Consider the following 13,635-nt stretch of genomic DNA (forward strand, 5'->3'; position numbering starts at 1 on the left):
CAAGCAAAAATCAACGAATCTTCTAGCGCACAACACCTTGAGCCACAGCAGAGTTAATCGGCTTCATCAAATACAACCGCAGCAGTTGCCACGCGTTTGAGACATAAAGAGGCAGCTTCTGAAAGATTTGCAGCACTTTAGGCGTTTTGGACGTAGCGATCGTCGCCAAGTCGCGGTTGTTTTGCACACAGACATCCAGGCGTTGATAAAACTCTGGGCTGTCTACGTTCAACATCACCGGAAACACTCGCCCTGCGGTTTCATTCGTCTTCTGAATCACGTAAGTCTCATATTCACGAGCATCAATCCCCAACACTTCATAGAAGCCAGGTTCTTGAGTGTCTCGGATATACATCGTGCCAAAGACCGCCAATAGGAAGAACCGACACCAAAGCCGTGCTTTCCAGGTGTTGAGATACTGCGGTTGCGCCTTCATGATCGCGTCGAAAAAGTCGCCGTGGCGATTCTCATCCTGACACCAGTTTTCAAAAAAGCGGAAGATCGGATAGATCCGCTTGTCAGGATTGGCTTGAAGATGACGATAAATCCTAATGTAGCGCCAGTAGCCGATTTTCTCGGAGAGATAAGTCGCGTAGAAAATAAATTCTGGCTTAAAGAAGGTATATTTGCGGCTCTTGGTCAAGAACCCTAAATCGAGCGACAGATTAAAGTCTGACATCGCTTTGTTGAGAAAGCCAGCATGACGGGCTTCGTCACGAGCCATCAGCCCAAAGCATTCTGCCAGCAACGGGCTTTTATCTTTTAGCTTACGGCTGAGTTCTTTATAGAGCAGAAAGCCAGAAAACTCGGAGGTGCAAGACCGCTCTAAAAATTCTACAAACTGCTTACGAGTGTCCCAATCCATGTTGTCCCACGATTGGTCAAACTCGGCATCGCGCACAAAGTGATGGCGATTGTAGTCAGCCCGAAACTCTTCGAGAATCGCTCTCAGTTCATCTTCGTTGGGCGAGATATCCATCTTCGCCATCGCGTCAAAGTCTGTGGTGTAGAACTTTGGCGAGAGGATGGTTTCCTTGGCTGGAACTTTAATTCCAGGGCGGAGTTCTTCAAAGCCAGGTCTCTTAAGGGAATCTACCATGATGATAATTGCTCTTGGTCTAACTTCTGCGGCTACAGGGTGGGCGTTGATGCAACATCTCAATACGCCGATCGCGTCACGCGGATACAGGAATGCAGTCTGGATACGCTTCCTAGTCTACCAAGCTAGGAGGTAAGCAAAAAAGCGCTTTTTGTTAAGAGTTGCAACAAGGAGACAGATTTGGGCAGTCTGCGATCGCAAAATGCCAAAAATTTGTCTCATCGGCTCCTATATTAAGAGCAAAGTTTCTATGATGAGGAACGAGAGCCTTCTAAAAACGCGTGAAGATATGAACAAAGTTGGCACCGCTTACGTTCTCTGGTTGGGCGGATTAGTCGGACTGTCAGGGCTTCATCGCCTCTACAACGGCAAGATCTGGACGGGTTTGCTTTGGCTGTGTAGCGGTGGATTGTTCGGAGTGGGGCATTTGATTGACCTAGTTCTTATTCCCAAAATGGTTGAGGCGCACAATGTCAAGCTTTCTAACCGTCTAAATGCCTCGACGTCAGGGATAACACCCAACGAGATTGAAATTCATCGTGTAGTCGAGCCACTGAGCTTGCAGACTTATCGAAATCAGGCGATCGTTGACCTGCTAAAAGCCGCAGAAGCAAGAGGCGGTAAACTTTCGGTAACGCAAGGAGTGATCGCCACAGGTCTGAGCTTCTTCCAGGTTGAGAAAATGCTGCAAGAAATGCTGAGAACTGGCTATGCGGAAATTGGCAACGATCCAGAAACAGGCGTTGTCGTGTATGACTTTAAAGAGATGTAGACCTGTGAGAATAGGAAAAGGACATTTCACAGAACGTCCCTTCACATCATCCGAATAAGACGGCTAATTTCTCGCCAGCCACTTTTGACCATCCAGACGTTGAACGGCACCAAAGACCAAAAGATCTAGGGTGACTTTACGTTCGTCGATCAAAAAAGATTCCAACGTGCTGGGTTTGCCAGTGCTTTCGTCACACGAGAACCCTTTTAAACCATTAATATTCTCATCGAAGAAATAGATATTGAACTGTCGAGGCTGTCTAGACGTTTTCCACTGACCGACGATTTGCCAAGACTCATTCGACTCGTATCCCTTGAGGGGAATTTTCTTTTTCGCAAACGCGAGGTCGAGGTCGGTCACGCCCATCTTCGCAAGTCCCTGTTTGAGAGCAGGCAGATAGTCTTGTTGGACAAACTCAGTAAAGGGCTTATCTTCTAGAGCAGGCGCTTTTTCTTTCTTGGCTTTGGCTGGCTTGACCGCTTCTTCACTAAGAGTCGTTTCTTCGTTGGTTCCTGCCTTCGGCTTCACCGCATTCGGATTGTCTTCGGCGTTGACAGCAGTTGGGTCAGGCGCGTTGGCAGTCGGAATGCTGGTCGTTTCGGGAGACGAGGTGCTGGGTGCGTTGTCTTCTGCCACATCGGGAGCTTGCTTTTCAACCGTGCTGGGAGCGACTTCGCCAGCGTCGTTATGGTTGGTTGGGTCTGCCATAGCTCAAGTGACTCCTTTTGTTAGTAGGTCGATCGCAAATGAGACTGATGTTCAATCTCTGAGTTCATAATAAACGATGAATGCCAGACAGACTATGGCATTTGGCATAAATTGTGCATCAAAATTGAGATTAGAAACCATCGATAAACACCGTTAGCGCTTTGAGGCACCTCAACATGGATCAGCGATCGCCAGCCGTCAAACTCAACGTTCTGGCTGAAGGAAATGGATTCCCGATTTTGTGTCTGCACGGGCACCCTGGAGCAGGACGAAGTTTGTCGGTGTTTACGCGCCACTTGTCTAAGCGATTTCATACGATCGCGCCTGACCTGCGCGGCTATGGAGACAGCCGGACGCAGCAGGATTTTTTGATGATCGATCACTTGACTGATTTAGAAGCGGTGCTCGATCGCTACGATGTCTATCGCTGTCTCGTTCTAGGATGGTCGCTGGGCGGAATTTTAGCCGTCGAGTTAGCGTTGAAATTCCCAGAACGGGTGAGCGGACTAATCTTGGTGGCGACTTCAGCGCGTCCGTGGGGCGATCATCCACCGATTAGCTTGCAGGACAATATTTATACAGGGGTTGCCGCAATTTTGAATCGACTGCAACCGGGCTGGCAGTGGAATATTGACACGTTTGGGAAGCGATCGCTGTTTCGCCATTTAGTGCAAACTCACACGCCTGCGACTTACGAATATCTGGCAAACGAGGCGATGATTGCCTACTTAAAAACATCGGGATTTGCCACCCGATCACTGAACGTCGCCCTTCAGCAAGGCTATAACCGTCTGTCCGCTCTCGATAGAATTCAGTGTCCTTCTCTAGTGTTAGCGGGAGAAAAAGATCGGCACATCACGGCTGCATCAAGTCGAGAAATGGTGCGATCGCTGCAAAATTGCGAATTCCACTGCTACCCAGATACGGCTCATTTGCTGCCGTGGGAGATTCCTGATCAGATTTTGGGAGATATCGATCGCTGGTTAGTCAACCATCCCGAAGTCGTTCAAACGCTATAAAAAAAGAGGGACAAGTTTAATCAACTCATCCCTTCTCACTTTAAAGCCGACTACTCAGAATCCTTGAGTTCTAGATCTTGCAGGCACCTTCACCCATTTCTTCGTCGTAGATCGTTAAATTGGTTCCCTCTTGTTTTTCAATCACATCGTTTTCTTTAAAGCACTCATATTAATGGTGCTTGCCCAGCGCTGTCGATAAATCTCGTAGAGTGCCATTCCCGCCGCTACCGATGCGTTTAAGCTCGGCGTGTTGCCTTGAAGAGGAATGGACACCAAGACATCACAGCTTTTCTGCATCGTTAGGCTGAGTCCTTCGCCCTCTGCCCCAATGACCAAAACAGATGCTTTCGCAAAATCAACAGTGTGAATGGGTTGGCTCGACTCAGCCGCCGTGCCATAAATCCAAAAGCCCGCTTCTTTTAGCTCTTCTAGAGCGCGAGTTAAGTTAACCACTCGTGCCACAGTGAAGTTTTCGATCGCGCCTGCTGCCACTTTCATCACAGTCGAGGTGACTCCGACGGCTCGGCGCTGAGGAATCACTAGCCCTTGTGCACCCAAGGCTTCAGCCGTGCGGATGATGGCTCCTAAATTGTGAGGATCGGTGATGCTGTCTGCAACCACAATCACGGGATGCTCGGAGGCGGCTTTTGCTTTCTCAATCAGTTCGCCCATCTCAACATATTTATAAGGCGCGGTTTGAGCGGCAACCCCTTGATGATTTCCGCGACTGGTGATTTGGTCGAGGCGGTTGGGTTCGACTTCATCGATGACGGTGCCGTTTGCTTTTGCCTCGGTAAGCAGCGTGTGAAAGCGAGGATCGTATCGGAGACGAGACGTGATCCAAACGCGGTTGAGGGAGCGATCGCCCTGAAGTGCTGCCAGAACAGTGTGCCGCCCGTAGATCAGATCAGTGCTATCTTCTTCGTCGTCGGGAACCTGAGGGTCAAATTGATCGGCTCCATAGAACGATCGCTTGACTTCGCCGCCATACGAGGCTGGTTTTGCCGCCCCATAGGAAGACCATTTTGCAGGTCTATCCGATTGCCTGTCGTCGGGTCTGGAGTCCGATCGTCTTGGCTCACGAGATTTGTAGCTAGAAGGTCTAGAGTCGTCCGATCGAGCATCTGTCCGTCTCGGCTCGCGAGATTTAAAGTTAGGTCTAGAGTCACCTGATCGGCTGTCTGCCTGTCTGGGTTCACGAGATTTAAAGTCAGGTCTAGAGTCGTCCGATCTGCTGTCTGTCCGTCTCGGCTCACGAGATTTAAAGTCAGGTCTAGAGTCGCGGGATTTAAAATCGGATCTGGGTTCGCGGGGTTTGAAGTCAGATCTAGATTCACGAGGCTTGAAGTCTGAGCGTCTCGGTTCTCCTGATCGCAGCTTTGGTTTTGCAGAGTTGCTCTCGCGAGGTTTGTAGCTACCTTCAGAGCGAGTATCGGGACGATCGGAGCCTCGGTCGGAATTGAATTCGCGACGCTGATAGCCGCCTTCAGAGCGACCATTTTCGCTGCGAGACGGTCGTTCGGGCTTGAATTTTCCGTTTCGCTCAAATTTCTTGGCGGGGCGATCTTGTCCCCGATCGTGGTCTGAGTCAGGCTTTGTATAGGCGCGACCCTTTCGTCCGACGATGATGCGCTTGCCTTTGAGTTTGGGTTTACCCGCAGAGTCTCTGCTGGATCGATCCTGATTGTCAGAATCGCGTTTATTGATGGACATAGATTTAAATTCCTGACAAATTTCGGTGATCGATCGAGCAATGGTTCAACCCTAAAAGGCGTTATCCATTTGCTTTGGGGGACGCGACAAGCTCTAAAAGGCTAAGCAATTCTAATAGACGAGGCGAGTCAGTCAGGTAAAGATAGCCGATGAGCGTTTCTAAACTGGTGGCTTGCTGATAAATCTGGGGGTCAACGCGTTTATGACGGTTAGATGCCGCATTGCGACCGCGCTTGAGAATCGCGTGCTCCTCGCTGGTTAGGTAGGGTTCGAGCGATCGTAAATGGTTCGCCTGACTTTCTGCCCGCACCTGGGCGACAACCTGCTGGTGATAATTCTCTAAACGCACTGGCGGAAATAGGTAGCAGCGTCGAACGTGAAGCTCATAAACTGCATCTCCTATATATGCCAACGCCGCAGGAGAAAGACGCTGAACCTGAGCAAATGAGAGTGTTTCGGGTCGGTGCCTATCAAGCCTCAAATCAGCTAGACTGCTCTCTAAAATATCTGAAACTCCTGACTCATTTGGGGTCACACGCTTATTTCACCTTGCCAATGGCACCTTTTGGTCAGTGACATCGACCTTGGACTGATCCTAGCAAACCCATTCAAAACTGAGGACTAAGGCTGCAAATCGATGAAGAGTCTATCATGACACAAAAAGATAGCTATCCAGAGTTGCTGGATAGCAGATGAGTGGCAGAGCGATTCTTTAAGCCGCCTTGACGTTCTCGATTGCCACCTCGACAGAGGTTTGCAGCGCCAAGAATTTCTCTAAGCGGACTAGCTTAACCGTCTGAGTCACACGAGGGTTGGTCACGATTTGTAACGTGCCAGCGGCAGTCTGGGCTTTTTTGGCAACTTGCACCAAAGCACCTAGACCCGAACTGTCAATGAAGTCGATCGTCGAGAGATCTAAAATGACGTTTTTAGGTCCATCTTCAACGCATTTGGTAAGCACCTTACGGAAGGTTGGCTCTGAGAATGCGTCTAGCAGACCTGTGAGGCGGAATATTTGATAATTATCCCTAACTTCGCGAGTGCCTCTCAAGCTTACGGTTAGGTTAAGTGGCTCAGGAATAGAACCCTCCTAGCTCCAAAATCCAAGAATTTGAGGTTTCAGTATACACTCTTCTGGGAAGCATTTACCACTCTTTTTAGGGAGGTGATTTCTTATCTCTCCCGATGTTCTCTCATTGCTGTCACAAACTGCTCAAACAGGTAGTCTGCATCATGAGGTCCGGGGCTGGCTTCGGGATGATATTGCACCGAAAACATAGGCAGAGTCTTGTGGCGCAGCCCCGCGATCGTGCGATCGTTCAAATTTAAGTGAGTGACTTCGATCGTGGCATCCGGCAGCGACTCGGCGGAGAGCGCAAAGCCGTGATTTTGGCTGGTAATCTCAATGCGATCGCTCAATCCCGCAGGCTGGTTTAACCCCCGATGACCAAATTTGAGCTTAAAGGTTTCTGCCCCTAGCGAGAGTCCTAAAATCTGATGTCCCATGCAGATGCCAAAGACAGGCTTTTGCGAAGCTAGCAGGGCTTTTGTCGTTGCGATGCCGTCAAGATTGGCAGCGGGATCGCCTGGTCCATTCGAGAGAAAAATCCCGTCTGGGTTGTGTTTGAGAATCTCTTCAGGAGACGTGTCAGACGGGACGACAACGACGCGACACCCATAGCTGGCAAGCCGACGCAGAATGTTGCGCTTGATGCCAAAGTCGAGTGCCACCACCGTAAACACGTCTTTACCCAGTTGGGCAGTCGGGCTAAACTCCCAGTCAGCAGCCGTGACCTCAGACCATTCGTAGGTATCCGTGGTTGTGACTTCTTTAACGAGATTTAATCCTGCCATACCGGGGGCATCCTGCACCCGCTCTAACAGCTCGCTGGGGTCGAGAATTTCGGTCGAGATTGCCCCGTTCATTGCCCCCGTCGATCGAATCCTGCGAGTGAGAGAACGAGTGTCAATGCCATAGATGCCGATGACGTTGTGCTGCTTAAGGTAGTCTGACAGTGATTGAGTCGATCGCCAGTTGCTAGGACGATCGCAGACATTCCGAGCGATCACGCCGCGCACATGAGGCACTGCCGATTCATCGTCGTCTGGGTTGACCCCAGTGTTGCCGAGTTCGGGATAGGTGAAGGTGACGATCTGCCCTCGATAGCTGGGATCAGTCAAGACTTCTTGATAGCCTGTCATGCCTGTGTTGAAGACGACTTCTCCGATCGTGGTTCCAGACGCACCAAACGAAAAACCTTGATAAACCGTGCCATCTGCCAGCACGAGCAAAGCGGGTTGAGCAACGGAAAGAGACATAGGAGAGAGAGTGCAAAAATGATCTTTGGCATTATCGCACGAGTCTTTTAGGTTGTGCTGTTCTTAACTCACTTTTGCCAAGCTCCTCTGAGATCGGAGATAGTGGATGGATTGCCCTGATCGTCAGGGAATGCTAAGTCTGGGGGAGCGACGACCTTACTCATTATTTTTCGCCGAATTCATGCTGAAATTATCTCGATCTGGCATTTCTTTGTGGTTGGTTGCGGGCGTGTTGTCTTTTAGTAGCGTGGCGTGTAGTCGCGCAAACAGCCTTAATCAGGGCACTTCAGCACCGCCCAAGTCTTCACCTGTGGCTATTGCCAGTCCTGCTGCAAAATCGGTGAAATCACCCCAGAGCGAAGCGTATCAGTTAGCGATCGACAAAGCTCAAAGCGCGAAAAGCATGAGCCAATCGGTTCAGTCAGCAGACGATTGGAAACTCGTAGCCAGTCGGTGGCAACAAGCGATCGGGCTGCTGAAACAAGTTCCTAGAGCTGACCCTAACAAAAAATTTGCCAATCAAAAACTCGCCGAATATCAGCGCAGTCTTGCCCTCGCACAAAGTCGAGCCGACCAGACGGGGCGCGATCGCGGGGAAACTCTAGAGTCTAAAATCGTGGTTGATGCGCCCCTTACAGATGCGATGAGAGAGGCAAATGCGTCTGGTGTGGGCGGCGGCGGCAGCTATCGCGCTCGAATTAAGTATCGCCAGAGTCGTATCCCAGTGATTGACGTATTGTTTAACGGCAGTCGTCAGTTTGACATGATGGTAGACACGGGGGCATCGGGCACCATGATCACGCCCGACATGGCGCAAGCTCTGGGCGCAAAAGTTGTCGGCTCGACCACTGGGATGACTCCTGCTGGGCAAACTGAATTCGCCGTAGGGATGATCAAATCTATTCGGGTTGGCACTCGTGTCATTCGCGATGTGCCTGTGACGATCGGACCCGTCCGGCTCTTAGGTCACGATTTCTTTGGAAGCTGTGACCTCACAATCAAGCAAGAAACGATCGAGTTTCAGCAGTGTGCAGGCTGATAGGAATCTCTAACGAAGAAATTTCACCAATCGCTCCAACGTCTCCCACGCGGCACCTGAGATCAAAACTTCCTTGGCGATCGCAATTCCGGTTGAATAATCAGACGTGACTTCTCCGACTTGCAGAGCGAGAGCGGCGTTAAGGGCGACGACATCCTGCTGTGCTTGGGTGCCTTTGCCTTGAAGCACGGCTTGCAAAATCTCAGCATTGGTTTGCACATCTCCCCCACGCAAGGCTGAGATCGGGGCAGGGGTGAGTCCGAGGGCTTGAGGATCGATCGTCGCTAGTTGAACCTGCTGATCAGACAGAATGGCTAAATCGGTCAGGTCGCCTAACCCAGCTTCGTCGAGGCGTTCTCGACCGTGGAGCACGATCGCGCGTTTGGTGCCCAAAGCGTTGAGTGCTTGAGCGATCGGTTCTAGCAAACTTGAATCAAACACGCCAATCACTTGCCCATTTGGTCGCAGCGGATTGACCAACGGACCTAATAAATTAAACACCGTCCGCACTTTGAGCAACTGTCGCGTGGGCGCTACGGCTTTTAGAGCAGGATGCCAGCCTGGAGCAAACAGGAACGTAATGCCCACAGCTTCGACTGCCGATCGGATCTTTTCAGCCGGGGCACCTAAATTAATTCCTAACGCTTCTAAGACATCGGCAGACCCGACTCGACTGGATGCCGATCGATTCCCGTGTTTTGCCACCCGAACTCCTGCCGCCGCCGCAACAAAGGCAACTGCGGTTGAAATGTTGAAGGTAGATGCCCCATCTCCCCCAGTGCCACAGGTGTCAATCAACGGCGTAGCAGAAATCGCAGATGGAGACGCTTGCTGCTGTAAGACTCGTGCCATGCCTGCTAGCTCTGCCGCAGATACACTTTTTGCCTGCAAAGCAATCAGCAGCGCCCCTGACAACGCTGGAGGAATGGCATCGGTTAACCAGCCGTGCATGAGCGTTGCCGCTTGCTCTTGAGAGAGCGACTGACGATTTAATAGCTGCTGTAGTAGACCCGACCACAAGCCGCTATTGTCTCTAAGCTCTTTATCAGCAGCATCTGCACCCGACATCACACGAGTTGAAGAAGATTGAGTCATAGCCCCACGGGTTAGAGATTGAATTCAGATCAGCGTTACTTTAAAGACACACTTAGTTCTGTCTATCTCTGCGGGATATTGAGTGAGACAGAAGCCATGTAAAGAATGATGATAATGCCAATGCTCTTCAGTGTATCGGAGTTGAGTACACGGCAGGAGACGGAGAATCGTCTTTGCGATTAACGTAGCGATCAACTACGCAAGAGGTACAATCTTTTTCTATGAGTACTACCCAAGACATATTTGCCAAGCTTTGGAACCTCTGCAACGTCCTCAAAGACGGTGGGTAAGCGTACATCGTTGGTGCGTGACCATTTTGCTGAGTTTGAAGATGCGTTTGGAGATGATCCATTGGGCGGTGCCGTTAGTCTTGCACAGCGTACTGATACTGGTGAGGAAGGGCGCTTCAGAAGATTTTCCCGCGAGTGGATTGCTGAACGTGGCGATAATTTAGACATTGCTTGACTCAAGGACGATCGCGAAGAGGATAGTGGTGATTTACCTGAGCCTGCAATCCTCGCACGAGAGGCGATGAATGAACTGGAAGCAGCTATGGCAGACTTGCAGGGAATTTTGCAAGAACTTGGGTGAAGAAGTCATTTTATAATCGTGGAGTCAACGACGATGGAAAGCATTAAGGTTCGTCGGCATGTTGGGCAAGATGGCATTCTCCATCTCGATCTTCCCGTTGGAATCAGAGAACGGGATGTGGAAGTGATGGTAATTTATCAGTCTGTTCCATCTTCAACGATAAATGCTCGATCGCTAGAGCAGTTCTATGGCATCTGTACGGATGATCCCATCACTCTTGACGATCGAGGAATTTCAGAGAGTCTTGATGATGATCTTGCCGGAGCTTTCGACTAGAGAATGCGTTACCTATTGGACACGAATGTTTGAGTGATGTATTTAAATGGTCGATCGATTTCGGTGCGAGACCGCTTGAATTCTACCTCCACTGAAGAGATGGCGATGTATTCGGTTGTCAAAGCCGAACTATTCTACGGTGCAATGTGGAGCAACAACCCAACGCGAACTCTGGAACGGCAACGGGAATCTTTGGAGCGGTTTACCTCGCTTCCTTTTTGGGATGAAGCTGCGATCGTATGTGGTCAAATTCGGGCGAGGCTTGCCAGTGCCGGAACTCCGATCGGTGCTTATGATTTGCAAATTGCAGCGATCGCCCTGGCAAATAACCTAACGCTGGTGACACACAATACGTGGGAATTCGGATGTGTTGATGGGTTGCGACTTGAGGATTGGGAGGTGGAAGTTTGAGTGAACTCCCGCAGCATTGGATCGTGACTAGCTTTGGAAGTATTTGTGGCAGTGGTCAATATGGTTGGACAACTAGAGCTATAGATAAAGGAGTTGTCAGACTTCTACGCACGACTGATATCACTAAAGGTCAAATAGACTGGAATTCAGTCCCATATTGTCAGGATGCTCCCTCTGATCTCGACAAGTATCGAGTTCAAGCGAACGACATTTTAATATCACGAGCTGGCTCTGTTGGTTTTAGCATCTTGATCAGTCATACTCCACTCCCAACCGTTTTCGCGTCATATCTTATCCGATTTGTTCCCTCAGAAAGTATTGAGCCAAGATATTTAGCATATTTCTTGAAGTCCTCTAGATCAATACTCCAGACAAAATTTGAGCAGATTTTAAGGCTCAAACCCTCATCCTGCCGTGGACAGGATCTTTTTTTCCAAGTCAGAGGCAGAGCTAACTTTGAAAAAATAGCTCGATCCTTAAACCGTAAGCTCTGAAAACCTTGTGGAACCGTTCAAAAAAATGTCCGGAGTATTGGTATTGCAAGACTAAGAATTCCATAGAGATGAGCACTTTGAATCAATCTTGAAGGCAGAAAACCTTTGAGCAGATTAAGTCTTTCAGATACTCTCTGCTTTCTATATTCGGACTCATCCCAACTCTCATCCTCCTGAGCAGTTTGATGGGCTTCTTCAACTAGAGCTTCAGAAATCCTTCTCAAATAAACAAAAGAGCCTATTCCAACGCCATGAGCGTAAAGACCAATTGCTGTACCTAGTTCTCGTCTAAATGAACTGGACAATTCTTTATTAAAAGCTTCATCAAGTACTCCAAACGCCAACTGCGCTGCTAAGGGATTCTGATCTATCTTTGTGACTTCAGAACCATCTTTTACAAAACCACATGAAGAATGAAACTGCAACCGGAATAGCTCTCTACACCCCCCTTCCACACACAGCTTCAATAATAATGATTCCACGGTATGGAAGGCTTTTCTTTGGTTCGCCGTACGAAGCTAACTGACTCTTTATATGAAAAACATTAGAACAACCACAGGAAGGACACCAAGCATCTACCGTTCCGCTTCCAAGAAAAAGTTTGTCAAGTTTTTCTTCCTGTTGTCCATCTAAGCTGAAACAAGTGTAGAGTTAAGAATCTAAAAAGACTGCTTGCATCGTTTCTGGCAAGGGCTTTGGTGCTTTTGACTTCATGTTTTTGTCTACTAGGAGAAATACTTCCAGCAGCATTAGGACGAGAATGACTGCTTACATCAGTGTTCATGATAGTCCCAAAATATACAAACTTCCACTTAGTCTTTTTATACGAAACTGTATGCTTGAGCGGATGTAGACAACCCTCACATAGCTGCTTAGAAACGGTTACTGATAACTCTAATTAATGAGATTTTAACCTACACTTCTTACAACTGATCTTTTGTAGATTTCAATACTGCTTCAATCTTTGTAGGATCACCACCCATTTTTTCAATAAAAGATCGTTTACTGACTGATTGAACACAAATCAGCCCACGCTCATCATATGTTTGCATATTCCACAGAGCCTCGCTGCCGAAATCAAAATATATTTTTACCCCTGATAGATACCAGATTTTCCTCGGTTTTACCCAATCAAATAAATGGTGTCCTATATAGTTTTGCTCAATTTCATCTTGAATCTCACTAATGCTATGCACGTGAACCAAATTCCATTGCCCTGGAACTCTATTGGAATTTTCAGATTTACGATGAAAAAGCCTACCTTGGTGATTGTATTTTATTAGATGAAATACAATATCTTGAACAAAATCACGTATAGGATTAGGCAGCTTATGCAATATGTGGAAGTTCTTCTTAACAACAGTCCGGACAGTTTCAAATCGCCAACGGTAGAATGCAGGTTTGAGCCTCCTCGGCGAGGTCAGATGCTGACTGTAGAATGCGGGTTTCAGCTTCTGCCTCGAAAATTGTCCGGACTATTGTCTTAAATTCATGTCCGTTAACTACCAATACTTCGGACAGTTTTAGGCGGCGATAGTGCCGTAATCGCAAAGGGTTGAGTAGTTGGGATGGGATTTAATCAAGCTTGGCTCCAAGTCTAAGGTGGCAATAAATCGTTCAAGTAGGTGTTGATTGAGGGCACGACGCTTAACGCTTGCCATTGAGAATACAAATGGGTCTTGACCGGTGTGCTGGGGATGCGCGTCGAACTTCGCTAGATTGAGGGCGGTAAAACTGGCATTGAAATGAAAGTCCAACTTCAAGAGGTCACGGGCTTGACAATCACTCAGACCCGTAAACTGCTTGGCATCGCGGAAGAGAAATTCAATCCCGAAGCGCAATTTATAGAACTGAATAATCTGCTTGGGGGCTTGCTCAACATCGGTACTGAACAGCAGGCAGGTGCGGACTCGGTTCGGAACGCGACGGTCAACTAGGTAGGCGACTCGAATCTCCCGCTTCAAGGAGACGTGCCACAATCGGGCAGTGTAGAGGTCAACCTGGGGTTGCACGGTTTCCACAAAGGTGAAGTGACTGAGGTCTGTCAGGTCAACTTTGCCGTCGTACTTGCGCGGTCTGCCTCGTTGCTTCTGCACCCC

16 protein-coding genes are annotated in these 13,635 nt (G+C 48.8%); 6 read left to right on the forward strand and 10 right to left on the reverse strand.

Features of this window, described 5'->3' with window-relative positions; translation table 11 throughout:
• Positions 1-22 precede the first annotated feature (22 nt).
• Positions 23-1,099 (reverse strand): magnesium-protoporphyrin IX monomethyl ester (oxidative) cyclase, encoded by a 1,077-nt coding sequence (gene acsF / locus A8707_RS21270; protein WP_068819202.1) that lies wholly within the window; start codon positions 1,097-1,099, stop codon positions 23-25.
• Positions 1,100-1,388: 289 nt separating this feature from the next.
• On the opposite strand from acsF, the gene A8707_RS21275 reads away from it, so the two are divergent.
• Positions 1,389-1,871: a TM2 domain-containing protein gene (locus A8707_RS21275; RefSeq protein ID WP_068819203.1), complete on the forward strand. Its 483-nt coding sequence runs from the start codon at positions 1,389-1,391 to the stop codon at positions 1,869-1,871.
• A gap of 63 nt (positions 1,872-1,934) precedes the next feature.
• On the opposite strand, the gene A8707_RS21280 is transcribed toward A8707_RS21275, so the two are convergent.
• Positions 1,935-2,579, reverse strand: coding sequence for a DUF2996 domain-containing protein (locus A8707_RS21280; protein ID WP_068819204.1), 645 nt, complete (start codon positions 2,577-2,579; stop codon positions 1,935-1,937).
• Between the two features lie 176 nt (positions 2,580-2,755).
• Between A8707_RS21280 and A8707_RS21285 the strand changes: the two genes are divergently transcribed.
• A complete protein-coding gene (locus A8707_RS21285) occupies positions 2,756-3,598 on the forward strand; it encodes an alpha/beta fold hydrolase (RefSeq protein WP_068819205.1) in 843 nt (280 codons plus the stop codon).
• Between the two features lie 141 nt (positions 3,599-3,739).
• On the opposite strand, the gene rlmB is transcribed toward A8707_RS21285, so the two are convergent.
• The 4 genes from rlmB to carA form a co-directional block, all read right to left on the reverse strand.
• A complete protein-coding gene (gene rlmB / locus A8707_RS27130; protein WP_082906448.1) occupies positions 3,740-5,311 on the reverse strand; it encodes a 23S rRNA (guanosine(2251)-2'-O)-methyltransferase RlmB in 1,572 nt (523 codons plus the stop codon).
• A gap of 61 nt (positions 5,312-5,372) precedes the next feature.
• On the reverse strand, positions 5,373-5,846 hold the full coding sequence (locus A8707_RS21295; RefSeq protein WP_068819206.1) for a Mini-ribonuclease 3: 474 nt from the start codon (positions 5,844-5,846) through the stop codon (positions 5,373-5,375).
• Positions 5,847-6,023: 177 nt separating this feature from the next.
• The gene (locus A8707_RS21300; protein WP_197484944.1) at positions 6,024-6,362 is read right to left on the reverse strand and encodes an STAS domain-containing protein; all 339 of its coding nucleotides are present in this window, start codon (positions 6,360-6,362) and stop codon (positions 6,024-6,026) included.
• 122 nt (positions 6,363-6,484) lie between these two features.
• Positions 6,485-7,630 (reverse strand): glutamine-hydrolyzing carbamoyl-phosphate synthase small subunit, encoded by a 1,146-nt coding sequence (gene carA / locus A8707_RS21305; protein WP_068819208.1) that lies wholly within the window; start codon positions 7,628-7,630, stop codon positions 6,485-6,487.
• 181 nt (positions 7,631-7,811) lie between these two features.
• Here carA and A8707_RS21310 point away from each other — a divergent pair, with 181 nt between their 5' ends.
• Positions 7,812-8,669 (forward strand): retropepsin-like aspartic protease family protein, encoded by an 858-nt coding sequence (locus A8707_RS21310; RefSeq protein ID WP_231948327.1) that lies wholly within the window; start codon positions 7,812-7,814, stop codon positions 8,667-8,669.
• 9 nt (positions 8,670-8,678) lie between these two features.
• Here the strand turns inward: A8707_RS21310 and trpD are convergent, their stop codons facing one another.
• Complete coding sequence (gene trpD, locus A8707_RS21315; RefSeq protein ID WP_082906449.1) at positions 8,679-9,764, reverse strand: anthranilate phosphoribosyltransferase; 1,086 nt, start codon at positions 9,762-9,764, stop codon at positions 8,679-8,681.
• 282 nt (positions 9,765-10,046) lie between these two features.
• Here trpD and A8707_RS29270 point away from each other — a divergent pair, with 282 nt between their 5' ends.
• From A8707_RS29270 to A8707_RS21325, 3 genes are all read left to right on the forward strand, one after another.
• Entirely contained in the window at positions 10,047-10,229 is a 183-nt protein-coding gene (locus tag A8707_RS29270; RefSeq protein WP_197484945.1) for a hypothetical protein, read from the forward strand.
• Between the two features lie 159 nt (positions 10,230-10,388).
• Positions 10,389-10,631 carry a hypothetical protein gene (locus A8707_RS21320; RefSeq protein ID WP_068819210.1) on the forward strand — a complete coding sequence of 81 codons (243 nt, stop codon included), beginning with the start codon at positions 10,389-10,391 and terminating at the stop codon, positions 10,629-10,631.
• 36 nt (positions 10,632-10,667) lie between these two features.
• The gene (locus tag A8707_RS21325) at positions 10,668-11,042 is read left to right on the forward strand and encodes a PIN domain-containing protein (RefSeq protein ID WP_231948330.1); all 375 of its coding nucleotides are present in this window, start codon (positions 10,668-10,670) and stop codon (positions 11,040-11,042) included.
• Between the two features lie 511 nt (positions 11,043-11,553).
• On the opposite strand, the gene A8707_RS21330 is transcribed toward A8707_RS21325, so the two are convergent.
• From A8707_RS21330 to A8707_RS21340, 3 genes are all read right to left on the reverse strand, one after another.
• Entirely contained in the window at positions 11,554-11,961 is a 408-nt protein-coding gene (locus tag A8707_RS21330; protein ID WP_156518804.1) for a hypothetical protein, read from the reverse strand.
• Positions 11,962-12,459: 498 nt separating this feature from the next.
• Positions 12,460-12,873, reverse strand: a complete 414-nt coding sequence (locus A8707_RS21335; RefSeq protein WP_068819212.1) for a hypothetical protein — start codon at positions 12,871-12,873, stop codon at positions 12,460-12,462.
• Between the two features lie 186 nt (positions 12,874-13,059).
• On the reverse strand, positions 13,060-13,635 hold a 576-nt coding region (locus tag A8707_RS21340), incomplete at its 5' end, for a transposase (RefSeq protein WP_156518507.1).

This window comes from Phormidesmis priestleyi BC1401 (genome assembly GCF_001650195.1).
Taxonomy (GTDB): domain Bacteria; phylum Cyanobacteriota; class Cyanobacteriia; order Leptolyngbyales; family Leptolyngbyaceae; genus Phormidesmis_A; species Phormidesmis_A priestleyi_B.

Coding starts and splice junctions, on each gene's coding strand:
- acsF (WP_068819202.1), bottom strand. CDS start 1,099: ATGGTAGATTCCCTTAAGAGACCTGGCTTTGAAGAACTCCGCCCTGGA.
- A8707_RS21275 (WP_068819203.1), top strand. CDS start 1,389: ATGAACAAAGTTGGCACCGCTTACGTTCTCTGGTTGGGCGGATTAGTC.
- A8707_RS21280 (WP_068819204.1), bottom strand. CDS start 2,579: ATGGCAGACCCAACCAACCATAACGACGCTGGCGAAGTCGCTCCCAGC.
- A8707_RS21285 (WP_068819205.1), top strand. CDS start 2,756: ATGGATCAGCGATCGCCAGCCGTCAAACTCAACGTTCTGGCTGAAGGA.
- rlmB (WP_082906448.1), bottom strand. CDS start 5,311: ATGTCCATCAATAAACGCGATTCTGACAATCAGGATCGATCCAGCAGA.
- carA (WP_068819208.1), bottom strand. CDS start 7,630: ATGTCTCTTTCCGTTGCTCAACCCGCTTTGCTCGTGCTGGCAGATGGC.
- A8707_RS21310 (WP_231948327.1), top strand. CDS start 7,812: ATGCTGAAATTATCTCGATCTGGCATTTCTTTGTGGTTGGTTGCGGGC.
- trpD (WP_082906449.1), bottom strand. CDS start 9,764: ATGACTCAATCTTCTTCAACTCGTGTGATGTCGGGTGCAGATGCTGCT.
- A8707_RS21320 (WP_068819210.1), top strand. CDS start 10,389: ATGGAAAGCATTAAGGTTCGTCGGCATGTTGGGCAAGATGGCATTCTC.
- A8707_RS21325 (WP_231948330.1), top strand. CDS start 10,668: ATGTATTTAAATGGTCGATCGATTTCGGTGCGAGACCGCTTGAATTCT.